This is a genomic window from Brevundimonas sp. TSRC1-1, from assembly GCF_049898245.1.
GTDB lineage: Bacteria > Pseudomonadota > Alphaproteobacteria > Caulobacterales > Caulobacteraceae > Brevundimonas > Brevundimonas mediterranea_A.
In genome coordinates, this window is sequence record NZ_JAFCXI010000005.1 from 62,319 (window position 1) to 86,567 (window position 24,249).

Below are 24,249 nucleotides of genomic sequence, written 5' to 3' on the forward strand. Positions count from 1 at the left end.
ATTTGATACCTAAATCGTCAATGTGGAGATTTGAGAATGTCGGATGGACTGCAAACCGATGAGGGGGAGTTCGCGGCCCGCGTCGCGGCCAATCAGGCTCAGCGGCTGGAGAACCTTCGGAAAACATACGATTTCATCGTCTGTGGCGCGGGCAGTTCGGGCTCGGTCCTCGCTCGACGACTGGCGGAAAATCCGGCTGTCCATGTGCTGCTGATCGAGGCCGGCGGGAGTGATGATCGGCCGAGCGTCATGGAGCCGGCCGCCTGGCCGACCAACCTGGGCAGCGAGACAGACTGGGGGTTTGTGGCCGAGCCAAATCCCGAGCTGAACGGACGGGCCATGCCGATGTCCATGGGCAAGGTTCTGGGCGGCGGTTCAAGCATCAACGTCGGCGTCTGGGCGCGCGGCCACCGCAGCGACTGGGACTATTTCGCCCAGGAGAGCGGCGACGCGTCCTGGGGGTATGAATCCGTCCTCGGCCTCTACCTTGAGATTGAGAACTGGCAGGGTGCGCCCGATCCCCTGTATCGGGGCACGGGCGGGCCAGTCTTTGTGCAGCCGACGCCCGATCCGGGGCCGGCGGCTCTGGCGATGCTGGACGCCGCGCTCGAGCTCGGCATACCCACTTACGATAGTCCGAACGGCCGGATGATGGAGGGGGACGGCGGTTGCGCCATCTCCGACGTCCTGACGCGGAACGGCAAACGGCATTCCATCTTCCGCGCCTTTACCTATCCCTACCTGGACCGGCCCAATCTGACGCTCCTGACCCGCACCCAGGTGAACCGGGTGATCGTTCAGAACGGTCGCGCCGTCGGGGTCGAGGCGGTGCGGGACGGGGTGGTCGAACGGTTTGACGCCGCCCATGAGGTCATACTGTCGCTCGGCGCCATCATGACGCCGACCGTCCTGATGCGTTCCGGGATCGGCGACGAGGACGATTTACGCGCCGCAGACATCAAGGTCCTTCATCATCTGCCCGGCGTAGGCCGCAACCTGCAGGACCATGTGTCCTTCGGCTGTATCTGGGAATACCGCGAGCCGATCGCGCCGCGGAACAGCGGCAGCGAGGCGACCCTCTACTGGAAGTCCGACCCCGCCCTGAGCGAACCAGACTTGCTGTTCTGTCAGGTCGAGTTCCCGGTGCCGAGCCCCGAAACTGCTGGCCTTGGCGTCCCGGAGCACGGTTGGACCATGTTCGCCGGTCTCGCCCACCCCAAGAGCCGCGGTCGGGTTCGCCTGTCGAGCGGGGATCTCCTGTCCCTGCCGCGCATCGAACTCAACACCTTCAGCCATCCGGACGATCTCCGCGCTGCGGTCGCCTGCGTCCAGCTGTGCCGCGATCTGGGCAACACCCGGGCCTTTGAGCCGCTGGTCGCGCGTGAAGCCATGCCCGGCCCGTTGGGGCAGGCGGACATGGAGCGTTACGTTCGAGACGCGGCGGTGACCTACTGGCACCAGACGTGTTCGGCCAAGATGGGGCGGGACGCGCTGTCCGTCGTGGACGGCAGTCTGCGCGTCTATGGCGTCGAGGGGCTGCGCATCGCTGACGGATCGGTGATGCCGCGGGTCGCGACGGGCAACACCATGGCGCCCTGCACGATCATCGGTGAGAAGGCCTCGCGCTATATCCGCGCGGCTCACGGGGTCTAGGGCCGGAAAAACGGGCGGCCGCTGGTTGGAGACCGGCGGCCGCCTGCCCGGTCAAGGTCGAAGCGCCTGTTCAAGTGCGGGGCGGGCCTCGTCCAATCCTCTGCAAGTCTGTTCATGTCAGGAAAGTGCTTCTTCATGATGTACGCTCAAAGACACGTCCTCGTCGTCGACGACAACGCCTCAGCCCGTGATGCGCTTGGCGGATTTCTCAGCGAGCATGCCTTTCAGGTCAGCACGGCCGCCGACGGCGCGGCCATGCGGCGAATTCTCAGGGCCCGGCCCATCGATCTGGTGGTCCTCAATCTCGGGATAAGGCGCGAGGACGGCCTCGATCTTATGCGGGGCGTCGTCGATCGGGACGAAGCCCCCGTGATCAGCATCACCGATGCTGGCGGCGGCGAGCCGGACAAGGTCGTTGCGCTGGAGCTGGGCGCTGACGATTGCATGAGCACGCCCGTCAGCCCGCGGGAACTGCTGGCCCGTATTCGCACCGTCTTGCGTCGCGCGCGCCCGGCGAAGGCGCGGGAACGGGTCCGGTGGCGGTTCGCCGGGTGGGAGCTCGACCTGCGTCGGCGAAGCCTCACCTCGCCGGACGGCGCCTTGGTCAAGCTCACGACAGCGGAGTTCAACCTTTTGACCGCCCTCTTGAGGAGCCCGAACCAGATTCTGACCCGTCATCAGTTGGTCACGGCCAGCCGAGTCCATCCTGACGAGGTGAATGACCGCAGCATCGACGTCATGATCCTGCGGTTGAGGCGAAAGCTTCAAACCGCGCCCGGCCCTCAGCGCATCATCCGAACCGAGCGGGGCGTCGGATATGGGATCGCCGTTCCGGTTGAAGCCTTTTGACCGGTCAGTCGTGGATCGCTTGGGCCGATTTCTGCGGTTGCATCAGGACGCCTCGACCTCCGCCTTGAACATATAGCCCAGGCCCCTCAGGGTCGCGATCGCCTCGGCGCTGTCCGGTCCGGTCTGGAGCTTGCGCCGGAGCCGCAACACCTGAGCATCAATGCTGCGGTCCGACAGGTCCTCGCGCATCCCCGTGGCGTCGAGCAGATCTTGACGCGACAAGACGCGTTGCGGCGCGACGATGAAGGCGTTGAGAAGCCGGAATTCGCCCAGGGTCAGGATGACGACAGCACCCTCCCGGGACAGGCGCCGGGTGCGGCAATCCAGTTCCCAGGGCCCGAACCGGACGTGCGTGCGGGGATGCAGGCGGACCGCTCCTGACAAGCGGTTGCGTCGGCGCAGGATGTTGCGGATTCGGGCGCTGAGTTCGCGCTGATCGACGGGGGCGTCGAGATAGTCGTCGGCCCCCAGTTCGAGGCCGACGATCCTGTCGGCGGCGTGGCGCGAGTTCGCCGCCGTGAGGATAATCGGAACCTCCGACGCCGCACGCAGGCGCCGCAGAAGGTTGAGACCGTCGCCGCCGAGCTCGAGGTCCAGGATCACCAGGCTTGGATGGTCGCCGAGACGCCGAAACAGGCCGGCGGGGGTTTCCGTCGTGACAACCCGCATCCCGTCTTTCTCAAGGGGCGAACAGAGGTCCTGAAGCGGACTGGCGGCGCGGGCGGCGAAAAGGATGCGAGGCCGGACGGTCAGCAGGTCGGACGAATGACCGACCGCCGCCGGAGCCGTCTGGGGGCGCCCATGGTCGTTCGCTGCGCCCGCGTCCGCCAGGGAGGCCGGACGGGTCGCCGGATCCATTGTGGAACGGGCTTGGGGAGCAGGCGTGGTCATAGGCTGTCGTTACAGGTCGGGCACGCAGAGAGGTGCGAGAAACCGGTTGCGGCTGAAACAGTCCCACTTTGTTCCTTGCGAATGACCCCATGGGCCTGGATGTGTTGGATCGAGCCGAGGGGCGGCGCTCCGCCGTCATGCCGCCTCCATCGTCTTGATCGCGCCGCCGTCAAGCTCGAAGGCGAGGACGAACCGCCGGGGGCTCCCCTCGAAGTCGCCGGTCTTGACGCCCTCGACGACGATTCTGCTGGTCTCGTGGCATAGGGTGTCCGGAGTGAGGACCGTCCCCTTGGCGGCCGACGTTTCCTGGATCCATGTGCGTATCGCCGGGCGGCCTTGATGACGCCGGCCGTCGTCACTGACGACGACGCCGTCGGCGGCGAAGGGTTGCACCATGCCGTCGACGTCGCCTCGCGCGATGGCGTCCACATAGTCGGCGATCGGATTGGGAAGTCTCACGTACATCTGGATCTCCAAGGTTAGAAATGAGCAGTCGGGGACCGAACCCCTCGTTCAGTGGCCCGAGTTCGCGCCGCCGATCCGACCTGAGAGGGTGGTCAGGAGAAGGGTGTCTGCCGTCGAACATCCTCGGCCACGGGAAGCAGATCCGTCGATGCACGGGGCGCCACGACGCTGAAACCGAGACCGTCCCGCGACCATGTCACGCCGTCCAGCGCGCCGTAGGATTGCTCGGACATGGACCGGTTCTTTTCGATCTCCATCGGCCGCATCATCACGGCCAGCCGCTCGGCGGCCGCCCCCTCGTAGATGAACAGGGCGGCGGGACCATTCGGCGTCGTCACCAGTCGGCCGCCGAGGAAGCGATAGCCGGCGCCTTCCAGATCCGGGGGTTGCACCGGCGTGTCGAGACGATCGGACACCCAGCGGGTGAGCGTCGCACGCTGGTCAGACGCCAGTTCGACCGGACGACGCGTATCGGAGGCGTAGACCACATAGTTGTCGACGGCCTCGCGGCCGAGGGCCTGAATCCCCCGCGCCGGGGGTGAAACCGCCTCGCGCCCCATCCAGCCCGACAGGCCTCCGATGCAGAGAATGGCTGCGGCCGCCGCCATTTGACGCCTTCCGGCCAAGGTCTTTCGGCGACGCTCGACAAGGGCCTTCAGGTTGAGTTCCGCGGGCAGGGGTTGGTCGGAGACCGGCGCCAGCGCGTTACGCAACGCCTCGCCGTGTTCGCGGTAGGCCGCGAATCTCTCCTGCGCCTCGGGATGGGTGTCGAGATAGCGTCGCACCGCGTCGCGCCGGCTTTCCTCGAGCACCCCGTCCAGAAAGGCGTGGAGGTCGTCTTCGCTAATCGGGCGGTCCCCGGTCATTTGATCCTCCTTAAATGACATCTGACGGGCGTGTCTTCGGCCATCGCACTGGCCAGCCGGGCGCGTCCGCGAGAGAGCCGAGACATGACGGTGCCGAGCGGCACGCCCAGAATACGGGCTGTCTCGGCATAGGACAGGCCTTCGACCGTCACCAACAGGATCACGGCTCGATATTCGTCCGGCAATTGATCCAGTGCGCGCAGAACGTCGGCCCGGGCCAGTCCGTGCTCCTGGGCTGGCGCCACGGACAGAAACGCCGGATCGACCGTCTCGATCGCGGCCATCATTCCTCTTCGGCGAAGCGAGCGCCAGCGATTGACCGCCAGATTATGCAGGATGGCGTAAAGCCAGCTGCGGGTGTCGCCATCGCCGCGGCGTTGCCCCCACCGCGTGACTGCGCGCTCCAGACAATCCTGGACAAGGTCGTCGGCCTCGGCTGGGTCGCGAACCAGGGCGTTGGCGTATCGCCGCAGCCCCGGGATGACCGGCTCGATCAACTGGCCCATGTCCGTCATGTGCTCATCCTAGGGCGCCGCGACCTGAATCTGAACCGGAGCCCCGGGCGTGGCCGCCGTGCCGGGGGCGATCACCAGATAGCGCCGCGACACACCCTGTTCGGCGCGGACCTGCTGGCGAATAGGCCCCAGAGCATTGACGATGGCGGCGCCGGCGGGATTGCTCGTGAAGGCGGCGATCGGCTCCAGGGGGCCGGAGCCGTCCGCAGCGTTCGCCAGGGCCAGGACATAGGGCGAGCGCGGCGTCAGCCCCGACACCGATCCCTGTACGACCTGGATCAGGCCTTGATCGTACAGGCTGATGGTGGTGTCGGCCTCCGTCCCGTCGCTGACGCGCATGCGGATCAGGACAGAACCGGCGTCAGACCGAGGCTGCAGGTTACGGCCGCCGGCGCCCGAGGGCGCAGCCCCGGGCACATAGACGACGGCCTGGGGCGCCTGGCCGACGCCGACATTGGCGACGACCGTGTTGGAGGCGGTGTCGATCACCGCCAGTTCGCTGGCGTTCTCCAGACCGACATAGACGCGCGATCCGTCCGGCGACGCCCAGAGGCCGTGCGGCAGGGCCCCGACAGGGATGGTCGCGACGGGGCTGAAGTCGTCCGTCTGGAAGATCTTGACCGCATTCTCCCCGCCCACGGTCACATAGGCCAACTGGCCGCGCGCCGTCCGGGCGAAGTTGACGTGGTTGGTGAGAGGGCCGGTGTCCAGGGTCGCCAACACGTTGAACGGAGGACGGGCGTTGAAGGCCACCGTCTTGCCGATGTCCTTCAGGGTGAACCACACCTGCGACCCGTCCGGAGAGGCGGCGATGTTGGGGCAGAAGGCGCTGGGCTGGGCCACTTCCCCGACAATCTCATGGGTGGCGGCATCCACCACCACGGTCTTGGGATTGAAGGACGAACAGATGTAGCCGTAACGACCGTCCGGCGAGAAGATCGTCATTCCCGGCCCGCCAGGCGTCTGAATGCGATGGATCTCGTTGTAGCTGACCGGGTCGATCACCGAGACATAGTCCTCGCCGCGCACAGTGACCCAGAGTTCCTCGCCGTCGGGCGTGAAGAAGGCCTCGTGCGGTGAGCGGCCGATGTAGGTGACATGTTTCACCGCATTTGTGGCGGTGTCGATGAAGCTGACGGAGTTGGAGCCGATCGACACGACCGCCAGCGTCTTGCCGTCCGGCGAGAAGCCCAGACCGTGAACCAGCAACTGTCCGCGGTAGAGAGGGCTGAAGTTGGCCGGCGACGCATCTCCCAAACGGATCAGACCCACCAGGCGGTTGGTGGAGGGATCGGTGACCGACACGGTGTTCGAGAACTGCTCCGCCGCATAGACGCGATCGCTGGACTGGATGGGGGCGACCTGAGCCTGGGCCGCGCCCGCGACGAGAAGGGCGGTCGAAAGGCTTGCGGCGAGGCCAAGGATGGGACGAGTCATGGGGCTTCAGCCTTCGTGATGGTGGCGCGGGGCTTCGACGCCGACCGGCGCTGTGGGCGGGGGGCTGGTCGGGGCCGGATAGGAGGCAGGCAAGGGCTCGCCCACGGCGAGGCGCAGGGCGGCGATCTCCTGCTGTTGCTCGACGATGATTTCCTGGGCGAGACGACGAATCTGTTCGTTGTTGCTGTGGCGAAGCACCGCCACGGCCATATCGATGCCGCCCTGATGATGCGGGATCATCATGGCCACGAAATCCCTGTCGATGTCGCCCGTCGGCTGGATTTCCATGGCCGCGTGCATCCGGGCCATGACCGCGTCGTTTTCGGCCAGAAATTGTTCCGAAGGCGTGCTCGCCGCCAGCGGTGTGGACAGACCAAGCGCAGCGAGCACGGCGAACCGGATCACGGACTTGCGGGAGGAGATCGACATTGGTCGCGGCCTTTGATCGGACAGGGTGGACTTGATCGATAGACACCGCGAGGCGGCCTATTATTCCCGGCGATGGCCTTTTCCTGCGTCTAGCCCTGATCCACGGCGCCTATCCGCCTTGCACTGCGGGCCGAAATCCAGGGGCCGTGGGGTATTTCCTGCCGCGCGGAGGCAAGCGACGCCACGCCGGTAGCGACCGCTGACTGATACCAAAGCTGACTGATACCAAAGATGAGGTGTCTCCACCTGCAGGGCGACTGGCGGCTCGCCGGACGTGCGGGCGCCGTCGGTTGCAGAGCCGCCCCGCCGGGGGCGCCTAGCCCCCGCGGCCACCCGCGATGAAGGCGGCGATGGTCGGCCAGGGCGCGCCCTGGGGGCGCATGTCGTCGCAGGCGAAGGACTTGAGGGCGCCGTACACGCCGCCGGAGGGGGTGGCGTCCCAGGGGGCGTCTTCGGCGATCCGTTCCGCTTCCGCGCCGTCCGGGCCGTGGACGATGGTGGCGACGGTGCGGGACTGGCCGTCCGAGCAGCGGACCGCCAACTCCTCGACCTCATGGCTCTGATCGGCCGCGTCGCCGTGTGCGGGAACGCGGGCGAAGCGGGCCGTGGCGACGCCGTCGACCGGCGTCAGGGTGTCCTGATCGATCAGATAGACGGTCCGGTCGCTGGCCGAGAAACGGGTCCAGGTCTCGGCTGCGGCCGTCGTCGCCGCCGTCAGGGCCGCGACGCCGACAACCGTCAGTGTGGCAAAGGTCAGTTTGGCGATTCCGCGCATGTCTTCCTCCCGTGAATGAGAGGATTTGATACCCGTGGTCGCCCGATTTCAAGCCGCCTCTGCGACCGGCGGCGGATCAGGGTCTGGCGCGATCCGGCAGGGCGGCCACCTCTTCGGCGGTCAGCGACTTGGTGACGAAGGCCCGGCAGGTGCGGCGACCCGGGTCGGCGTTCGGCACGAGGATCTGGACCGGATCGCCGACGCAGACGGTGTCGGATCCGCCGAGGGTCGGCGTTACGGCGATGGACACCGCCGAATCCAGATCCCAGCAGGCGCCGCTGGTGTTGATCTGGAACACATCGTCGCGCAGCGACCGGATATAGAGGTCGGACTGGCGATCCGTACGGAAGTTGCGGACAGTGTCGGTGCGGAAGCAGCGGGCGGTGGTCTTTTCACCATCTGCGGCGGCGGCGACGGCCGTGGTGGCGGCGGGCGCGCAGGCGGAAAGGCCCAGGGCCGCCACCGTCGAGGCGGCGAGCGCCGAGGTCAGCAGGATACGCATCGAAGTCTCCATTGCGGGGTCAGGAACAGGGAGGGACGCCGCACATGAACACAGCCTGAAGAGGGATCAAGCCGGCCCCAGACGGTCAGGATCGATCCGTCCAAAAAGTGTTGCAGGAAGCGGTGAAGGCGTACCGGCGACCAGGGCGGCGACATGTTCGCCCAGCAGGGGCGCGACGCAGAAACCGCGCGAACCCAGGCCCGACAGCAGATAAAGCCCGTCCGCCCGATGACCCGCCAGCGGCAGCCGGTCGCGCGTCGTGGCCCGGACGGCGACTCGACGATGGCGGGCTCCGGTCTCCGCCTGGGCGGCCAGATGCGGCAGGCGCCCCCGCAGCGTGTCCAGGTTCCGGGCGCTGTCGGCGTCGCGCGGCTCCAGGCTCACATCGTCGCGATCATGGGTGGCCCCGAACAGAAAGCCGGTCCCCGTCGGCGCGACATAGCCGCCCCAGGCCACGCCCGGAGACGCCGGACCCTCGACCCAGTCGGCCTGGCCCCGGACGGGCGACAGGCCGGCGTCCGCCAGCAATCCGGCCGTTCCCCAGCCGGCCGTCACCACCACCGCGTCCGCCTGGGCCAGGATCCGGCCCTCGGCGTCACTCAGGGTCCAGCCGGCGTCGCCGCGCTCGATCCGGGCCACGGTCGCGGTGATCATGGGCACGGCCTTCAGCCAGGCCGACAGGATGGCGGAGGACTGGATCACGCGGGCGTCGGCCATCATCAGCCCGCCCTCGGCGGTCGGCTCGCCCATTCGGTCTGCGGCGGCCTCGGCGTCGATCACCGACATGGCGCCGTCGCGCCACAGGGACTGGGCGGCGATCTTGTCGAAGCGCGCCGGATCGCGCGCCGCCTGGGGCAGTTGCAGGACGCCCCGGCCCAGAACGGCCCCCGGCGTGGCGTCATACAGATGCCGCGCCCGTTCCAGCGCCTGGGCGTACAGGCCGGCGATGGCCGCATCCCCGGCGTCGAGGCGCGGCGTCGCCAGTCCGGCCGGAAACCCCGATCCCCCCGCGCCGGGCCGCTCGCCCTCGATCACCACCGGCGTGATTCCTGATGCGACCAGGGCGCGGGCCACGGCCGCCCCGGCCACTCCGGCCCCGATGACGGCGACGCGGGGGGCCTGGTCGGGCGCAGGGGCGCCGTCCCGCCGCGCCTCCAGCCGTTCACGCTTGCGGCCGTGGCCGGGCTTCTTCTCGACCACGAAGCCGCGTTCCGACAGGCCGCGTCGAACCGCGCCGGCGACCGTGAAGGTGGCGACCCGCGCGCCGGGGGCCGACCGGGCGGCGATCCGGTCCATCACCGTTTCGGACCACATGCCGGGGTTCAGGGCCGGCGAGAAACCGTCCAGGAACCAGGCGTCGGCCGCTCCCGACCACTGGTCCAGGGCCCAGTCGACGTCGCCGACGGCGATGTCCAACACCGCGTGGAACCCCGGCAGATCGACCCGGTGAAAGCCCGGCGTCCGCTCCGGCCACGCTTCAGTCAGGGCCAGGGCCGCCTCCGCCAGTTCAGGCCAGGCGCCCAGGGCGCGCCGCGCCTCGTCGGCGGTCAGGGGAAACCCCTCGATGGAGAAGACGTGCAGCCGCCCGCCCTCGGGCCGGGTCCGGCTCCACAGGTCCAGCAGGGCGGCGATGTTCAGCCCGGTGCCGAACCCCAGCTCGGCCACGGTGAAATGGCGTCGCCCGGCCCAGGCGTCCGGCAGGCCGCAGCCTTCCAGGAAGACGGCGCGGGTCTCTGCCAGACCGTCGTCGCGTGAGAAATAGACGTCGCCGAACCGGCCGGAGCGCGGTTCGTCGTCATCGGTCCAGGTCAGGTGCGGGGCGGTGTCGTCGGTCGTCATGGCGCGGCTCTAGCACCTCCGCCGCCGATACGAAAAAGGGGCCGCCCGCGGGGCGGCCCCTTTGTGGGTCGGGGGAAGGACTCAGTGGCCGGTGTCGTGGCCGGCGGCCTGGGCCGATCCGTGGTCGGTCGCCGGAGCGGCGGCTTGCCCGGCCGCCGTGTCGGTCGCCGCAGGCGCGCCTTCGGGGGCCGGTGCGGAGGCGGTGGCGGCGCCGGCGTCCTGGGCGGCCTCATTGGCGGCGGCGGCGGCTTCCGCAGCGGCCTGGTCGGCGGTCAGGGCGGCGTCGGCGGCGGTTCCGGCCGCTTCGACCGCGTCGCTGGCGGCTTCCTGAGCCTTTTCTTCCGGCGCCTTCTGGCACCCGGCGATGATCAGGGCGGCGGCCGAGGCGGCGATGAGGGCGGTGATGCGCATGGGACAATCCTCCGAAGGCTGTTCGCGAGGCCGAAAGCCTCGCTGGAAACGATAACGCCGCCGTGAACCTCGGGGCAAGCCGGGATCACGGCGGCGTCATGCCGCGTCTGAAACTCGTCGCGCGGCCGGACGTTCCGGCGCGCTCAACCTCAGTCGTTGCCGATATTGTTCAGCACTTCTTCCATTTCGGCGAAGGACGGCTGGGAGGCGGAAGGAATGTCGCCGCGGCCGATCTCGACCGAGATCTGGGCGGCGTTGCCGTGCAGGTGGGCGATCAGCACGGACTGGATCATCTTGTAGTAGGCCGCTTCCTCATTGATGATCGAGGTCAGGCGCGCCGCGAACGGGCCGACCAGGCCATAGGCCAGGAACACGCCCATGAAGGTGCCGACCAGGGCGCCGCCGATCATGCCCCCCAGAACTTCCGGCGGCTCGGTGATCGAGCCCATCGTCTTGATGACGCCCAGCACGGCCGCGACGATGCCCAGTGCGGGCAGGGCGTCCGCCAGGTTCTGCAAGGCGTGGGCGTTGTCGAGATGTTCGTGGTGATGCTTCTCGAGCTGCTTCTCCATCGCATCCTCGACCTGGTGCGGGTCCTCCAGGTTCATCGTCATCATCCGCAGGGTGTCGCAGATGAAGTCGACGGCGAAATGGTCCTTCAGCACCTTGGGGTACTTCTGGAAAATGGTCGATTCCTTGGGCTTTTCGATATGGCTTTCCAGCGCGACGACGCCCTTGGATTTCATGGTCTTGGTCAGCTGGAACAACAGGGACAGCAGGTCCTTGTAGTCCTGCTTCTTCCATTTCGGACCGGCGAAGGCCTTGCCCAGACCCGCCAGCGAACCCTTGACCACCGTTATCGAGTTGGAGATCAGGAAGGCCGCGATGCCCGCGCCGCCGATCGCCATCAGTTCGTGGGGCGCGGCGTGCATGATGACCTCGAACTTGCCGCCCGAGATGGCGTAGCTGCCGAACACGAGGCCGAACAGCAGTACGATGCCGATGATCTGGAACATGGAGACGCGGTATCCTGACGCGAGAGGCGTCAAGTGATGACCGTTATTGATTAAGACGGCGTTTCGGGAAACGCCGTCTTATACCGTCACAGCCGGCCTTCGCCGTTCAGAATGGCCGTCCGCCCCGCCGTCGTCAGCTTCTGGTAGCCGGTCTTGCCGCCGCGCACATACAGGGTCGCGCCGGTTTTTTCCGGATCGAACCCGTCGGCCACCAGATCGGCCTTGCGGTATTTGAAGGTGCCGGTCGTCTCGGCCGCCTCGATCAGCCGCACGAAGACCGGCTGGGCGTAGGCGGGCAGGCGGGCCTCGACGTGTTCGGCGAAGGCCTTGGGGTCGAACTTGGCGTCCGTCACCAGGGCGGCCATCCCGGCCTTGCCGTCCTGGCCGGGCACGGGGACGCCGTAGACGATGGCCTCGGACACGCCGGGGCCTTCCATCAGCACCTGCTCGACCTCGGAGGTCGAGACGTTCTCGCCCTTCCAGCGGAAGGTGTCGCCCATCCGGTCGACGAAGTAGAAATAGCCCTCGGCGTCCTGTTTCATCAGGTCGCCCGTGCGGAACCAGCGGTCGCCCTTCTTGAAGACGTCGGTCAGGATCTTCTTCTGCGAGGCGGCCTTGTCCGCATAGCCCGAGAAGTCGTGGCGGATGTCGTTGCCGATCTCGCCGATGGCTTCGCCGATCTCGCCGACGCGGGTCAGGCGGCACAGGCCGTCCGGGCCGCGGATCGGCTGTTCGCTGTCCACGTCGAACTGGACCAGGCGGATATTGATCTGTTTCTTCAGGTAGCTCGGCACCCGGCCGATGGCGCCCTGTTTGCCGTCGAAGTTGAACAGGGAGACATTGCCTTCGGTCGAGCCGTAGAACTCCAGCACCTCGGGAATATGGAACCGGCTCTGGAATTCGGGCCAGACGTCGGCGCGCAGTCCGTTGCCGAAGGCCAGACGCAGCTTGTGCTTCTGCTCGTAGGCCTGGGGCTTGCTGTTCACCAGATAACGGCACAGTTCGCCGATATAGACGAACATGGTGGCGCCGGACGCCACCACGTCGGGCCAGAAGCTGCTGGCCGAGAACCGCTTGCGGATCACCAGACGCGCCCCGTTCAGCAGGGCCGCGCCGACGCCGACCAGGCCCCCGGTCGAGTGATACAGCGGCAGGACGTTGAAGATCCGGTCCTTGGGCGTCGAACGGGTCGCGCCGGCGAAGGCGCGCATATAGGTGCGGGCCCGCGAATGCGGGATACGGGCCGCCTTGGGCAGGCCGGTGGTGCCGGAGGTGTAGATATACAGGGCCGTGTCGCGGTTCGTCAGGCCTTCGCGCACCGACCGGGACGGCCGCACCGAGGAGGCGCCGCGCACCGGCTTGTCCAGGCCGCGCCGGTCGCTGGATTCGTCCTCGTCGCCCAGGTCCAGGACCCACAGCATCAGGGTGTGGCCGACCAGGGGGCGGGCCGCCTCGACCTGGCGCCAGCAATCCTCGTCCGCCACCACCTGGAAGGCGTTGGAGATGGTCAGGCAGTGGGCCAGCCCCTGGCCCGTCAGATTCGTGTTGATCAAGGCGGTGGCGATGCCGACCTTGGAGAAGCCGATCCAGGCCGCCAGATATTCGACGCGATTGGTCATCATCAGGGCGATGGTGTCGCCCCGGTTCAGGCCGCGCCCCTTGGCCCAGTGGGCGTAGCGGTTGGCCATGGCGTCCAGGTCGCGATAGGTCAGGCTGCGGCGCTCGTCCTCGACGGCGACGTTGTCCGCGAACTTGTCGACGGCTTCTTCAAAGTCGTCGCACAGCAGAATGTCGCTATCCAGCTCTATCGGCTTGATACGCTTGAGCAGGCGGAACAGTCCGCGCGCGAAGCGCACGTCCCTGCGGATATTGGCTACAAAACCCATGCTCGCCGTTACTCCGGTCTTTGCGTGTTCCACCCGCGCTCGTGATGAACGAAAGGAGCCTGTTCGGTCAACCGCGAGGCGGACAAACGCCTTAGAAACCACCGCGATCAGACTAGGCCGTGTCCCATTTGTTTCGGTGACGTCGGGGAAATCCAGAGCGAAACGCGCATTTTTCGCCTTATTCGCTCTTTTCTGGCCTATAATAGATCTGATTTCGCCTCAGCCGAGGCCGTATCAGTGCTTCTTCAAGGTCATTGACCGTTTATCGGAACGACCTCGAAGAACAGCGTGTTTTCCTGCCGATCTCATGGAGGACACATCATGTCGATGACTTATGCAGACGTTACGACCAACACAGCCGCCGACGATGCGACGGGGCGTTCCGCCGACGAGGTCTTCGTGCCGCGCTATGCTCAGCGTCGCAGCCGAAGCAACAAATCCGTCAAGACCTGGATGATCATCGCCCCGATCGGCGGCCTGGCGGTGATCGGCACGGCGGCGGCCCTGATGATGGGCGGCGACGCGCCGGCCGCGCCGGCGTCTTCGGCGCCGCCGCTTTCGACACCGGCGCCGCAGATACAGACCGCGCCGACGGCTTTGACGCCGGTTGAGACTCCGCTCGCCCAACCCGTTCCCGCCCAGACGACGCCTGCCCCGGTTCCGCGTCGCGCCGAGCCCGTTGCGCGCCGGGCGGCCCCGTCGGCGACACCTGCGGAACGTCCGGCCCCGCGTGTGGATGCGCCTGTCGAGCCGACCGGCCCGCGTCCCTACAGCGCCGCCACGGCCGCCTTGAACACGGCGGCCAGCCCTGCGGCGTCCGCCCCGGCCTCGGTTCAGATCCAGCCGCCCCCGACCGTGTCGGTCGAGCCGGTCGACTGACGCCGTCACCCATGAAAAAGGCCCCGGCGTTCGCCGGGGCCTTTTGCTGTCGGCCTATCGCGTGGGCAGGGCGGGAAACTCCAGCCGACTGACGTCATAACCCAGGGCCCGCGCCCGATCCGTCAAGCCGCGCACCTCCGCTTCGCTGGGAACCTCGCGGGTGTAGATGAACAGCCGCTCGAAGGTCGGATCCGCCGAAATGAACCAGCTGTAGTCGTCCGCCCGGTCCAGCACCCAGTAGTCCCAGGTCACCAGACCATGCAGGTACCGGACCCGCAGCTTGGCGTTCATGCCGGGGTCCAGAATACGGCCGCCGCCCTCGATGGCCTTTTCCTTGCCTTCCGGCGAGCCGACCTGACAGGTGTCGCGCACATGGATGCGGTCCGCCTTGACCGGAGTGTAGATCGAAGCGCCGGCGACGCAGCCGTCGGTCAGCCGGTCGGGCAGGCGGGCGACCTCATGCCAGCGCCCGGACCACAGACGATCCACGTCGACGGCCTTGATCGGCTGGGGCGCACGGTATTCGGCGGGGGAGGGGGCTGTGACGCAGGCCGCCAGCGCGGCCGAGGCGACGACGGCGGCGATCAGGGATTTGACGATGGGCATTGCGACTCCATTTCAACGCCATAAAGTCGCCACACGCGGCCCAGTTCCACAAGGCGGACGCCGCCCCTCGACCGCCAGGTCCGAAAATCTCACAGTGTGTGGCAGTATCAATCGCTTGCGACCCGTCGCACACTGGCGTTTCACGTCAGTGTTCGATGGAGACCTGACCTGGTGGACGCCGCTATTCTGACCGAAACCCCGACCCCGTCCGCGCCGTCGCCCGGTCCCGAGCGGCTGACCCATCTTCAGCGCCTGGAGGCCGAGAGCATCCACATCATGCGCGAGGTGGCGGCCGAGGCCGAGCGCCCGGTCATGCTGTATTCGATCGGCAAGGATTCGGCGGTGATGCTGCACCTGGCGCGCAAAGCCTTCTATCCGTCCACGCCGCCTTTTCCCCTGTTGCACGTCGACACGACCTGGAAGTTCCGCGCCATGTACGCGATGCGCGAACAGGCCGCCGCCGACCTGGGCGTCGAACTGCTGGTCCACCAGAATCCTGAGGCCCTGGCGCGCGGGATCAATCCCTTTGATCACGGCTCGGCCCTGCACACCGATCTGTGGAAGACCGAGGGGCTGAAACAGGCCCTGTCGCACTATGGGTTCGACGCGGCCTTCGGCGGCGCCCGGCGCGACGAGGAGAAGTCGCGGGCCAAGGAGCGGATCTTCTCCTTCCGCACGGCCGAGCATCGCTGGGACCCCAAGAACCAGCGGCCCGAGCTCTGGCGGCTCTACAACACCCGCAAACGGCCGGGCGAGAGCATCCGCGTCTTCCCCATCTCCAACTGGACCGAGCTGGACGTCTGGCAATACATCCACCTGGAGCAGATCCCCATCGTGCCCCTCTACCTCGCCGCCGAACGGCCGGTGGTCGAACGCGACGGCGCCCTGATCATGGTCGATGACGACCGCTTCCGGCTGCGGCCCGGCGAGGCGCCGCAGATGAAGTCGGTGCGGTTCCGCACCCTGGGCTGCTACCCTCTGACCGGGGCGGTCGAGAGCACGGCCGCGACCCTGCCCGAGGTCATTCAGGAAATGCTGCTGACCACCACCTCCGAACGCCAGGGCCGGATGATCGACCACGACCAGTCCGCCTCGATGGAGAAGAAGAAGCAGGAGGGCTATTTCTGATGGCTCACCAGTCGGACCTGATCGCCCGCGACATCGACGCCTATCTGGACGCCCATCAGCACAAGAGCCTGCTGCGCTTCATCACCTGCGGCAGCGTCGATGACGGCAAGTCCACCCTCATCGGGCGGCTGCTGTACGACTCCAAGATGATCTTCGAGGATCAGATGGCGGCGCTGGAGGCCGACAGCCGCCGCGTCGGCACGCAAGGGGGCGACATCGATTTCGCCCTTCTGGTCGACGGCCTGGCCGCCGAGCGCGAGCAGGGCATCACCATCGACGTGGCCTATCGCTTCTTCTCGACCGAAAAGCGCAAATTCATCGTCGCGGACACGCCCGGCCACGAACAATACACCCGCAACATGGTCACCGGCGCCTCGACCGCCGACGCCGCCGTCATCCTGATCGACGCCCGGCGCGGCGTCCTGACCCAGACGCGGCGGCATGCCTATCTGGTCAGTCTGCTGGGCATTCGCCATGTGATCCTGGCGGTGAACAAGATGGACCTGATGGGCTGGTCGCAGTCCGTGTTCGACGCCATCGTCGCCGACTTCTCCGCCTTCGCCGATCCGATCGGGCTGAAGACCTTCGACGCCATCCCGATGTCCGCCCTGCGCGGCGACAACATCACCGAGGCCAGCGCCCATTCGCCCTGGTACGCCGGCCCGCCGCTGATGAGCCTGCTGGAAACGCTGGAGGTCGGGGACGATCTTCAGGCCGACCCGTTCCGCCTGCCGGTGCAATGGGTCAACCGGCCCAACCTCGACTTCCGCGGCTTCTCCGGCCAGATCGCCGCCGGGACCGTGCGCCCCGGCGATCCCGTCCGCGTCCTGCCGTCGGGCAAGACCTCGACCGTCGCCCGCATCGTCACCGCCGACGGCGACCTGGCCCAGGCCGTCGCCGGCCAGTCGATCACCCTGACCCTGGCCGACGAGATCGACGTCTCGCGCGGCGACGTTCTGGCCGGCGCCGACGCCCCGCCCGAGGCCGCCGACCAGTTCGAGGCCACAGTCGTCTGGATGGACGACGAACCCCTGCTGCCGGGCCGTCCCTATCTGCTGAAGATCGGCGCCAAACTGGTGGGCGCCACCATCACCGAGCCCAAGCACAAGGTGAACGTCAACACCCTGGAGCAGCAGCCGGCCAAGCGGCTGGAGCTGAACGAGATCGGCGTCTGCAACCTGTCGCTGGACGCCCCCGTCGCCTTCGCCCCCTATGCCGAGAACAAGGACCTTGGCGGTTTCATCCTGATCGACCGGATCTCGAACCGCACGGTCGGGGCGGGCCTGCTGCACTTCGCCCTGCGCCGCGCCCACAACATCCACTGGCAGGCCCTGTCGGTCGACAAGGCCGCGCGCGCCACGATCAAGAACCAGAGGGGCCGCGTCGTCTGGCTGACCGGCCTGTCGGGCGCCGGCAAGTCCACCATCGCCGATCTGGTTGAAAAGCGCCTCTATGCTGATGGCCGCCACACCTATCTGCTGGACGGCGACAATGTCCGCCACGGCCTGAACCGCGACCTGGGCTTCACCGAGGAGGATCGGGTCGAGAACATCCGCCGCGTCGCCGAGGTGTCGAAACTGATGGTGGACGCCGGCCTGATCGTCCTGGTCAGCTTCATCTCGCCCTTCCGCGCCGAGCGTCGCCTGGCCCGCGACCTGCTGGGGCCGGGCGAGTTCGTCGAGGTCTATGTCGACACGCCTCTGGCCGTCGCCGAACAGCGCGACGTCAAGGGCCTCTACAAGAAGGCCCGCGCCGGCGAACTGAAGAATTTCACCGGCATAGACAGCCCCTACGAAGCGCCCGAGGCCCCCGAGATCGTCGTGGACACCACCACCATGTCGGCCGAGGACGCCGCCGAACGGATCGTCGGCTGGCTGGACGGCCGGTTCTCGACCGAGGATTTCAGCATCTGATCCGGTGGGGGAGGGCGGCGGTCAGCCGTTCTCGTATCCCCGCCACCATTTGACAAAGCGCGGCAGGCCCTCGGCCAGGGTGACCTTGGGTTTGTACCCGGTCAGGGCGTTCAGCTTGGAGACGTCGGCGTAGGTGGCGGTGACGTCGCCGGGCTGCATGGGCCGCATGACCTTGTCCGCCTCGGCGCCCAGGGCGCCTTCCAGGGTGGTGATCATCTCCATCAGGCCGACGGGCGAGCTGTCGCCGATGTTGTAGATCTCGTGCCCGCCCTGCGCGGGCGGATGGTCCAGCACGCCCACGATCCCGTCGACGATGTCGTCGATATAGGTGAAGTCGCGCGCCATCTCGCCTTCGCCATAGACCTCGATCGCCTCGCCGCGCGCGATCTTCCGCGTGAAGCTGAAATAGGCCATGTCGGGCCGGCCCCACGGGCCATAGACGGTGAAGAAGCGCAGACCCGACTGGGGAAAGCCGTACAGTCTGGCGTAGCTCTGGCTCAGCAGTTCGCACGACCGTTTGGTGGCGGCGTACAGGGACACGGGATCTGTCGTCGGATCGTCTTCCCGAAAGCCCGAACCTTCCAGCGGCCGGTCGCCATAGACCGAACTGGACGAGGCGTAGACGAGGTGTTTCACGCCGTTGTGGCGCGCGGCCTCCAGCATCGACAGATGGCCGGCCAGGTTGGACCGCTCATAGGCGAAGGGGTTTTCGATCGAGTAGCGAACCCCGGCCTGGGCGGCCAGGTGGACGATCCGCTCCACGCCGTGGTCGCGCACCAGGGCCAGCATCCGCTCGTGGTCGGCGATGTCCGCCCGCACCATGGTGAAGCCCTCGCGCGCTTCCAGCCGCGCGGCCCGGGCGTCCTTCAGGGCCGGGTCGTAGTAGTCGTTGAAATTATCGACCCCGATCACGGTTTCGCCGCGATCCAGCAACCGTTCGGCCGTGTGCATGCCGATGAAGCCGGCCGCGCCGGTGACCAGGATCGGCGCCGCCATCAGCCGCGTCCGATGCCGGAATATCTGAAGCCGCGCTTCAGCATGTCCTCGGGGCGATAGACGTTCCGCAGATCCACCAGCACGGGCTGGTTCATCAGCAGCTTGACCCGGTCCAGGTCCAGGGCCCGGAACTGGTCCCATTCGGTGATGATGACGACGGCGTCGGCGCCTTCGACGGCGTCATAGGCGTTGGCCTTCATGACCACGTCCGGCAACAGCTTGCCGGCCTCGTGCATGCCTTCGGGATCAAAGGCCTGGACCTTGGCGCCGGCGGCGATCAGGGCCGGGGCGATGTCCAGCGACGGGGCGTCGCGCATGTCGTCGGTGTTGGGTTTGAAGGTCAGGCCCAGCAGGGCGATGGTCTTGCCCGCGACGCTGTCGCCCAGGGTCGTCTCGACCCGGCCGGCCATGGCCTTCTTGCGCGCGTCGTTGACCTCGACCGTGGTCTCGATCAGCCGCACCGGCGCGCCGTACTGCTGGGCCGTGCGGACCAGGGCGATGGTGTCCTTGGGGAAGCAGGAGCCGCCGTAGCCGGGGCCGGCGTGCAGGAATTTCGAGCCGATCCGCTTGTCCAGGCCGATGCCGCGCGCGACCTGCTGCACGTCGGCGCCGACGGCCTCGCACAGGTCGGCCATCTCGTTGATGAAGGTGATCTTCATCGCCAGGAAGGCGTTGGCCGCATATTTGATCAGCTCGGACGTGCGCCGGCCGACGAACAGCAGGGGGCTCTCGTTCAGGTTCAGCGGACGATAGAGTTCGCCCATCACCTCTCTGGCGCGCGGCGCCGTCTCGCCGTCGTTGACGCCGATCACGACCCGGTCGGGGCGTTTGAAGTCGCCGATGGCGGCGCCTTCGCGCAGGAACTCGGGATTGGAGACCACGGCGAAGTCGGCGTTCGGATTGACCCGGCGGATGATGGCCTCGACCTCGTCGCCGGTGCCGACCGGGACCGTGGACTTGGTCACCACCACGGTGAAGCCGTCGATCAGGCCGGCGATCTCCTCGGCCGCCGCATAGACATAGCTCAGGTCCGCATGGCCGTCGCCGCGGCGGGTCGGGGTGCCGACGGCGATGAAGACGGCGTCGGCGTTGCGGATGGCATCGGCGCTCTCCAGCGTGAAGAACAGCCGGCCTTCCTCGACGTTGGCGGCGACCAGATCGTCCAGGCCGGGTTCGAAGATCGGGATTTCGCCCCGCTCCAGCCGTTCGATCTTCGACGGGTCCTTGTCGATGCAGGTCACCACATGGCCGAAATCGGCGAAACAGGCTCCAGACACCAGGCCCACATAGCCTGTGCCGATCATTGCGACGCGCATCTAGAAAATCCCGTTCATCGTTGTGCAGCCTTAGAATCCGGCACGTTTCAACGCAACGGCGCGGGAGGCCCATGCGTCAAACGCAGTGTCGGGCGCCCCCTATATACGGCCGGGCTTCCTGGCGGGTCAGGCCGGATGCATAAATTCGCCGGATGGGGCAAAACGCCATCCCATCAGACGCGCCGCCCGGCGTGTCCGCCTGCGAATCGAGCGAAGGACGCGACATGGAACTGATCATCGGCCCCCGCACCTATTCGACCTGGTCGCTGCGCGGCTGGTTGATCCTGAAGCACACCGGCGCGGACTTCGGCGTCATCGACGTGTGCTACGACACAAAGGCCCAGAAGGCGGCGCTGCGGGATCTCTCCCCGTCCGGATTCGTGCCCGTGCTGCGGGTGGACGGCGAGATGATCTGGGACACCCTGGCCATCGGCGAATGGGCGGCTGAACACTATCCCCAGGCGCGGATGTGGCCCGCCGATCCCGTCGTCCGCGCCCTGGCCCGGTCGGCGACGGCCGAGATGCATTCCGGCTTTTCCGCCCTTCGGACCTTCTGCGGCATGGGACCGGACCGGCCCATGGTCGGCGACGCCCGGTCAGAGACCCCTTCCGACCCGGCGCTGGACCGGGATCTGGCGCGGATCGTCGCCCTGTTTCGGCAGATGCGGCGTCGGTTCGGCGGGGACGGTCCCTGGCTGTTCGGCGACTGGTCGATCGCCGACGCCTTCTTCACTCCGGTCGCGGCGCGTGTCCGCCATTTCCAGATCGATCTGGCCGACCACGGCGACGACGGCGTCGCCTCGGCCTATGTCCAGAGCCTGCTGGCCCACCCGGACTTCCGTCTGTGGGAGACCGAGGCTCTGACTTAAAAGCCAGGAAACCAAGCTTTCGCACCGGGTGTTAAGACGACGTCGTTATCCCGGATGCGAACGCGGATCGCGCGTCTCGCCGGGGAGAAAGACCGATGCCGACCCGCTTAGTCGTGGCGAAACAGGGGGCGGAGGTCCCGGTTCAGGCGCGCCCGCTCAATCCCGTCATGGCCTATGTGCTGGCCGCCGTCGTCGGCACCGCCTTCTGGGCGATGTTGCTCACCGCCCTGTTCTGAACCCTATCGACCGCCGCCGACGGTGGCCGCCTGGGCGACCAGTACGGGTTCGGCGACCGGCGCGGGCGGCACATAGTCCAGCGACACCGGAATCAGTTTCGCACCCGAGGCCACGGCGTCCAGGGTGTTCAGCGGTCCGCCGAACATCCGCTGATAGATCCAGTAGCTGGCCACGACCTTTTCCACGTAGTCGCGCGCCTGGGGCACGTCGATCGTCTCGATCAGCAGCAGGGGATCGGCGTCCGGCCCCAGCTTGCGCACCGCCGTCAGCATCGGTCCCGGTCCGGCGTTGTACGAGGCCACGGCCCGCAGCAGGTCGCCCTGGAAGGCCGGCAGCTGGAGCATCCGGTTGATATAGGCCTGGCCCAGCCGCATGTTGGTCGCGGGAACCAGCAGTTTGGACGGATCGGTGACGAAGGTCCGGTCCCCGGTCATCTCCGCCGCCGTCGTCGGCATCACCTGCATCAGCCCATAGGCGCCGGCGCTGGACCGGGCGTCGGGATTGAAGTCGGTCTCCTTGCGCGCCAGGGCGTAGACCAGCGCCTTCTCGATGACGAAGCCGCCCTCCGGCTCCAGCACGGGCATGGGGAAGCGCATCGCGTCGATCCGGGTCGCGTCGCCCCCATTGCCTGACATCATCACCCGCGCCAGAGCCGTCCACATGCGCGCGGCGTCGCCCACGGCGGTGCGCAGGCCCGAGCGCAATTCGCTTTCGCCCTCGGTGCGTCGGCCCACTTCATAATAGGCGACGGTGCGTTTGGCGCGGGCGTCGGTCTGGACAAAGGCTTCCAGTTCGCCGGTCTCGACCCGCGCGCCCTGGGGCACATAGGCGGCGCGTTGCAGGCGCGGTTCCGCCTGGTAGGCGCGCGGCCCCATGTTCTCGATGGTCGGCTCCTCGCCCAGCTGACGCAGGGCGATCTGGCCGTAGAAGGTGGCCGGCCACTGTCCGGCCAGGCGCAGATAGTCGTTGACCCGGTCCTGCCGGCCCGACTGCGAGGCGGCGCGCGCGGTCCAGTAGGCGGCGCCGGCGCGGACCCAGGGGTCTTCGGTCGGATCGTTGGCGACGCGTTCGAAGGCGGCGAAGGATTCGTGGAACTGGCCCAGCCGCCATTCCGCCAGCCCGACCGTCCACCAGTCGCCGATCTCGCGCCCGACGGCCGAGGCGCCAGTCAGGTCGTCATTGTTATAGGCGATGCGCGCCGCCTTCATCGGATCGACGGCCGGGCCGCCCGAGACGGCGGAGACGACGCTGTTCCAGGTCCGACCCAGAAGACCGCCGGGCTTGACCGGTTCGGGCGCCCCGTCGGGCCGGCGGCGCAGGGCCAGGGTATAGACCCGGTCGGCGCAGGGCAGGTCGGAATAGGTTTCAAGCCAGGCCGTCAGTTCGTCATAGGTGGCGACGTGATCGGGGTGGAACAGGCTTTCGAACTCGACCTGGCCCAGCAGGACCCGGTCCTGGGCCTGACGGGCCGAGGCGCGGGCGGCCTCGATGTCGCCGCGCCGCAGGGCGTCGAAGGCGGTGGTGTAGGACAGGCGGTCGGCCGAACTCAGGGCCGTGGGGCGGGCGGAACCGGACGCGGCGCCGGACATTCCGTCAAAAGGCGTCTCCGCCAGGGCCGAGCCTGCGGCGGCCCAACCTGAAGCGGCGAGCGCAAAAACCAGCGTCGAGGCCAGACTAGCCCGGCGGAACATATTCATACGCGGCGGCCCCGTTGGCGTCACCCTGCCCATTCTCGTCAGGCGGGGATCGTTTGGCGTTGGTCGTCAAACGACCAGCATGCCTTAAAGCGGCGCTAACCTCAACCTGAGCCGTCCAGTTTTGCTGCAAGTGCGAGAAGATCGGCCCAGACCTGCCGTTTGGCCTGGGGCTGACGCAGCAGGAAGGCTGGGTGCAGGGTCGGCAGGGCGGGGGCGGACACGCCCCCTTCAGCCAGCCGCCACTCCCGCCACTGGCCGCGCATCTTCATGATCCCGTCTTCGGTCTGCAGCACCGACTTGGCCGCCGCCGCGCCCAGCAACAGGACCGCCTTGGGCTGCAGCAGGGCGAAGGCGCGTTCGACGAACGGGGCGCACACGGCCTGTTCCTGCGGGGTCGGGGTGCGATTGCCGGGCGGGCGCCAGAAGACGGTGTTGGTGATGAAGACCTTGTCGGTCAGGCCCGCCGCCGCCAGCATCCGGTCCAGCAGCTTGCCGGCCCGACCCACGAAGGGCTGGCCCAGCCGGTCCTCGTCTGCGCCGGGGCCTTCGCCGATCACCATGACGGGGGCGTTGGGATTGCCCCGCCCGAACACCGACTGGCTGGCCCCCATGCCGCGCAGGGGACAGCCCTCGAACGCCGCCACCGCCGCCGCCAGATCCTGCAGGGTCGAGGCCCCCGCCGCCAGACGCCGCGCCTCGGCCAGGGCGTCCTGGGCGCTGGGTCCGGCCAGGGGCATGACGACCGAGGCGGTGGCCTTCTGCACCGCCTTCAGGGCCGGGGGCGGGGCCAGATGGGTGTGATCGACCGGCGCATCGCCATAGCAGGCGTCCACCCCCGCATCCCGCCAGAAGGCGAGCAGGCTTTCGACTGCAGCTATGTCATGGGGTTGCGCGTTCATGTCTAAGGTACCGATAGGCCTTGACCGCCCTCGCGTCACCTTCCGATAAGCGGCATAACCACACGAACAAGCTGGATTTCAGGGGAAGACATGGCCGAAGAAGCCATCGAGGGCGGCGCAGAGAACGCCCGCCAGGAAGCGATCATCGACAATCTGCCGCCGCTGGAGGCGCTGC

General features: G+C 67.5%; 24 protein-coding genes. 7 read left to right on the forward strand and 17 right to left on the reverse strand.

All coding sequences use genetic code 11. From position 1 onward, the window contains the following. The first annotated feature begins 36 nt into the window (after positions 1 to 36). Positions 37 to 1,653 (forward strand): GMC family oxidoreductase, encoded by a 1,617-nt coding sequence (locus ACP7CK_RS16380; protein ID WP_426026710.1) that lies wholly within the window; start codon positions 37 to 39, stop codon positions 1,651 to 1,653. Positions 1,654 to 1,788: 135 nt separating this feature from the next. Beyond that, positions 1,789 to 2,502, forward strand: a complete 714-nt coding sequence (locus ACP7CK_RS16385) for a response regulator (RefSeq protein WP_081836061.1) — start codon at positions 1,789 to 1,791, stop codon at positions 2,500 to 2,502. Positions 2,503 to 2,544: 42 nt separating this feature from the next. Here ACP7CK_RS16385 and ACP7CK_RS16390 read toward each other — a convergent pair whose 3' ends face one another. The 12 genes from ACP7CK_RS16390 to ACP7CK_RS16445 form a co-directional block, all read right to left on the reverse strand. Then, complete coding sequence (locus ACP7CK_RS16390; protein ID WP_426026711.1) at positions 2,545 to 3,393, reverse strand: winged helix-turn-helix domain-containing protein; 849 nt, start codon at positions 3,391 to 3,393, stop codon at positions 2,545 to 2,547. Between the two features lie 135 nt (positions 3,394 to 3,528). Then, positions 3,529 to 3,870, reverse strand: coding sequence for a YybH family protein (locus ACP7CK_RS16395; RefSeq protein WP_426026712.1), 342 nt, complete (start codon positions 3,868 to 3,870; stop codon positions 3,529 to 3,531). 80 nt (positions 3,871 to 3,950) lie between these two features. Beyond that, the gene (locus tag ACP7CK_RS16400; RefSeq protein ID WP_426026713.1) at positions 3,951 to 4,724 is read right to left on the reverse strand and encodes an anti-sigma factor family protein; all 774 of its coding nucleotides are present in this window, start codon (positions 4,722 to 4,724) and stop codon (positions 3,951 to 3,953) included. After that, the gene (locus ACP7CK_RS16405) at positions 4,721 to 5,239 is read right to left on the reverse strand and encodes an RNA polymerase sigma factor (protein WP_426026714.1); all 519 of its coding nucleotides are present in this window, start codon (positions 5,237 to 5,239) and stop codon (positions 4,721 to 4,723) included. Before ACP7CK_RS16405 ends, ACP7CK_RS16400 begins: the two co-directional genes overlap by 4 nt. 9 nt (positions 5,240 to 5,248) lie before the next feature. Continuing rightward, positions 5,249 to 6,676, reverse strand: a complete 1,428-nt coding sequence (locus ACP7CK_RS16410) for a YncE family protein (RefSeq protein ID WP_426026715.1) — start codon at positions 6,674 to 6,676, stop codon at positions 5,249 to 5,251. 6 nt (positions 6,677 to 6,682) lie between these two features. Next, positions 6,683 to 7,105: a DUF305 domain-containing protein gene (locus tag ACP7CK_RS16415; protein ID WP_426026716.1), complete on the reverse strand. Its 423-nt coding sequence runs from the start codon at positions 7,103 to 7,105 to the stop codon at positions 6,683 to 6,685. A gap of 316 nt (positions 7,106 to 7,421) precedes the next feature. Then, positions 7,422 to 7,880, reverse strand: a complete 459-nt coding sequence (locus ACP7CK_RS16420) for a hypothetical protein (protein ID WP_426026717.1) — start codon at positions 7,878 to 7,880, stop codon at positions 7,422 to 7,424. 76 nt (positions 7,881 to 7,956) lie between these two features. Further along, positions 7,957 to 8,382 carry a DUF6491 family protein gene (locus ACP7CK_RS16425; RefSeq protein WP_426026718.1) on the reverse strand — a complete coding sequence of 142 codons (426 nt, stop codon included), beginning with the start codon at positions 8,380 to 8,382 and terminating at the stop codon, positions 7,957 to 7,959. Positions 8,383 to 8,448: 66 nt separating this feature from the next. Continuing rightward, positions 8,449 to 10,221 carry an FAD-dependent 5-carboxymethylaminomethyl-2-thiouridine(34) oxidoreductase MnmC gene (gene mnmC / locus ACP7CK_RS16430; protein ID WP_426026719.1) on the reverse strand — a complete coding sequence of 591 codons (1,773 nt, stop codon included), beginning with the start codon at positions 10,219 to 10,221 and terminating at the stop codon, positions 8,449 to 8,451. 81 nt (positions 10,222 to 10,302) lie between these two features. Beyond that, positions 10,303 to 10,632 carry a hypothetical protein gene (locus ACP7CK_RS16435; RefSeq protein ID WP_292148332.1) on the reverse strand — a complete coding sequence of 110 codons (330 nt, stop codon included), beginning with the start codon at positions 10,630 to 10,632 and terminating at the stop codon, positions 10,303 to 10,305. A gap of 149 nt (positions 10,633 to 10,781) precedes the next feature. Next, on the reverse strand, positions 10,782 to 11,648 hold the full coding sequence (gene motA, locus ACP7CK_RS16440; RefSeq protein ID WP_292148331.1) for a flagellar motor stator protein MotA: 867 nt from the start codon (positions 11,646 to 11,648) through the stop codon (positions 10,782 to 10,784). Positions 11,649 to 11,734: 86 nt separating this feature from the next. Continuing rightward, positions 11,735 to 13,567 carry a long-chain-acyl-CoA synthetase gene (locus tag ACP7CK_RS16445; protein WP_292148329.1) on the reverse strand — a complete coding sequence of 611 codons (1,833 nt, stop codon included), beginning with the start codon at positions 13,565 to 13,567 and terminating at the stop codon, positions 11,735 to 11,737. Positions 13,568 to 13,855: 288 nt separating this feature from the next. Here ACP7CK_RS16445 and ACP7CK_RS16450 point away from each other — a divergent pair, with 288 nt between their 5' ends. Further along, complete coding sequence (locus ACP7CK_RS16450; protein ID WP_426026720.1) at positions 13,856 to 14,413, forward strand: hypothetical protein; 558 nt, start codon at positions 13,856 to 13,858, stop codon at positions 14,411 to 14,413. A 54-nt stretch (positions 14,414 to 14,467) separates the two neighbouring features. Here the strand turns inward: ACP7CK_RS16450 and ACP7CK_RS16455 are convergent, their stop codons facing one another. Beyond that, positions 14,468 to 15,019, reverse strand: a complete 552-nt coding sequence (locus ACP7CK_RS16455; protein ID WP_426026721.1) for a lipocalin family protein — start codon at positions 15,017 to 15,019, stop codon at positions 14,468 to 14,470. Positions 15,020 to 15,187: 168 nt separating this feature from the next. On the opposite strand from ACP7CK_RS16455, the gene cysD reads away from it, so the two are divergent. Both cysD and cysN read left to right on the forward strand, forming a co-directional pair. Further along, complete coding sequence (gene cysD, locus ACP7CK_RS16460) at positions 15,188 to 16,147, forward strand: sulfate adenylyltransferase subunit CysD (protein WP_426026743.1); 960 nt, start codon at positions 15,188 to 15,190, stop codon at positions 16,145 to 16,147. After that, positions 16,147 to 18,060 (forward strand): sulfate adenylyltransferase subunit CysN, encoded by a 1,914-nt coding sequence (gene cysN / locus ACP7CK_RS16465; RefSeq protein ID WP_426026722.1) that lies wholly within the window; start codon positions 16,147 to 16,149, stop codon positions 18,058 to 18,060. The genes cysD and cysN overlap by 1 nt, the downstream gene beginning before the upstream one ends. 21 nt (positions 18,061 to 18,081) lie before the next feature. Here cysN and ACP7CK_RS16470 read toward each other — a convergent pair whose 3' ends face one another. Continuing rightward, the gene (locus ACP7CK_RS16470; protein WP_426026744.1) at positions 18,082 to 19,059 is read right to left on the reverse strand and encodes an NAD-dependent epimerase/dehydratase family protein; all 978 of its coding nucleotides are present in this window, start codon (positions 19,057 to 19,059) and stop codon (positions 18,082 to 18,084) included. Then, positions 19,056 to 20,372, reverse strand: a complete 1,317-nt coding sequence (locus ACP7CK_RS16475) for a UDP-glucose dehydrogenase family protein (protein ID WP_426026723.1) — start codon at positions 20,370 to 20,372, stop codon at positions 19,056 to 19,058. The genes ACP7CK_RS16470 and ACP7CK_RS16475 overlap by 4 nt, the downstream gene beginning before the upstream one ends. A 224-nt stretch (positions 20,373 to 20,596) precedes the next feature. Between ACP7CK_RS16475 and ACP7CK_RS16480 the strand changes: the two genes are divergently transcribed. Together ACP7CK_RS16480 and ACP7CK_RS16485 are read left to right on the forward strand one after the other, a co-directional pair. After that, positions 20,597 to 21,241, forward strand: a complete 645-nt coding sequence (locus tag ACP7CK_RS16480) for a glutathione S-transferase (RefSeq protein WP_035305365.1) — start codon at positions 20,597 to 20,599, stop codon at positions 21,239 to 21,241. 95 nt (positions 21,242 to 21,336) lie between these two features. Continuing rightward, positions 21,337 to 21,477 carry a hypothetical protein gene (locus tag ACP7CK_RS16485; RefSeq protein WP_426026724.1) on the forward strand — a complete coding sequence of 47 codons (141 nt, stop codon included), beginning with the start codon at positions 21,337 to 21,339 and terminating at the stop codon, positions 21,475 to 21,477. A gap of 3 nt (positions 21,478 to 21,480) precedes the next feature. Here ACP7CK_RS16485 and ACP7CK_RS16490 read toward each other — a convergent pair whose 3' ends face one another. Both ACP7CK_RS16490 and ACP7CK_RS16495 read right to left on the reverse strand, forming a co-directional pair. Next, positions 21,481 to 23,175, reverse strand: a complete 1,695-nt coding sequence (locus ACP7CK_RS16490; RefSeq protein ID WP_426026725.1) for a lytic transglycosylase domain-containing protein — start codon at positions 23,173 to 23,175, stop codon at positions 21,481 to 21,483. A 101-nt stretch (positions 23,176 to 23,276) separates the two neighbouring features. Next, positions 23,277 to 24,074 carry a uracil-DNA glycosylase gene (locus ACP7CK_RS16495; protein ID WP_426026726.1) on the reverse strand — a complete coding sequence of 266 codons (798 nt, stop codon included), beginning with the start codon at positions 24,072 to 24,074 and terminating at the stop codon, positions 23,277 to 23,279. Between the last annotated feature and the right edge of the window lie 175 nt (positions 24,075 to 24,249).

Coding starts and splice junctions, on each gene's coding strand:
- ACP7CK_RS16495 (WP_426026726.1), bottom strand. CDS start 24,074: ATGAACGCGCAACCCCATGACATAGCTGCAGTCGAAAGCCTGCTCGCC.
- ACP7CK_RS16450 (WP_426026720.1), top strand. CDS start 13,856: ATGTCGATGACTTATGCAGACGTTACGACCAACACAGCCGCCGACGAT.
- ACP7CK_RS16485 (WP_426026724.1), top strand. CDS start 21,337: ATGCCGACCCGCTTAGTCGTGGCGAAACAGGGGGCGGAGGTCCCGGTT.
- ACP7CK_RS16455 (WP_426026721.1), bottom strand. CDS start 15,019: ATGCCCATCGTCAAATCCCTGATCGCCGCCGTCGTCGCCTCGGCCGCG.
- ACP7CK_RS16390 (WP_426026711.1), bottom strand. CDS start 3,393: ATGACCACGCCTGCTCCCCAAGCCCGTTCCACAATGGATCCGGCGACC.
- ACP7CK_RS16420 (WP_426026717.1), bottom strand. CDS start 7,880: ATGCGCGGAATCGCCAAACTGACCTTTGCCACACTGACGGTTGTCGGC.
- mnmC (WP_426026719.1), bottom strand. CDS start 10,221: ATGACGACCGACGACACCGCCCCGCACCTGACCTGGACCGATGACGAC.
- ACP7CK_RS16490 (WP_426026725.1), bottom strand. CDS start 23,175: ATGAATATGTTCCGCCGGGCTAGTCTGGCCTCGACGCTGGTTTTTGCG.
- cysN (WP_426026722.1), top strand. CDS start 16,147: ATGGCTCACCAGTCGGACCTGATCGCCCGCGACATCGACGCCTATCTG.
- ACP7CK_RS16425 (WP_426026718.1), bottom strand. CDS start 8,382: ATGCGTATCCTGCTGACCTCGGCGCTCGCCGCCTCGACGGTGGCGGCC.
- ACP7CK_RS16415 (WP_426026716.1), bottom strand. CDS start 7,105: ATGTCGATCTCCTCCCGCAAGTCCGTGATCCGGTTCGCCGTGCTCGCT.
- ACP7CK_RS16475 (WP_426026723.1), bottom strand. CDS start 20,372: ATGCGCGTCGCAATGATCGGCACAGGCTATGTGGGCCTGGTGTCTGGA.
- ACP7CK_RS16480 (WP_035305365.1), top strand. CDS start 20,597: ATGGAACTGATCATCGGCCCCCGCACCTATTCGACCTGGTCGCTGCGC.
- motA (WP_292148331.1), bottom strand. CDS start 11,648: ATGTTCCAGATCATCGGCATCGTACTGCTGTTCGGCCTCGTGTTCGGC.
- ACP7CK_RS16435 (WP_292148332.1), bottom strand. CDS start 10,632: ATGCGCATCACCGCCCTCATCGCCGCCTCGGCCGCCGCCCTGATCATC.
- ACP7CK_RS16410 (WP_426026715.1), bottom strand. CDS start 6,676: ATGACTCGTCCCATCCTTGGCCTCGCCGCAAGCCTTTCGACCGCCCTT.
- ACP7CK_RS16385 (WP_081836061.1), top strand. CDS start 1,789: ATGATGTACGCTCAAAGACACGTCCTCGTCGTCGACGACAACGCCTCA.
- ACP7CK_RS16405 (WP_426026714.1), bottom strand. CDS start 5,239: ATGACGGACATGGGCCAGTTGATCGAGCCGGTCATCCCGGGGCTGCGG.
- ACP7CK_RS16380 (WP_426026710.1), top strand. CDS start 37: ATGTCGGATGGACTGCAAACCGATGAGGGGGAGTTCGCGGCCCGCGTC.
- ACP7CK_RS16400 (WP_426026713.1), bottom strand. CDS start 4,724: ATGACCGGGGACCGCCCGATTAGCGAAGACGACCTCCACGCCTTTCTG.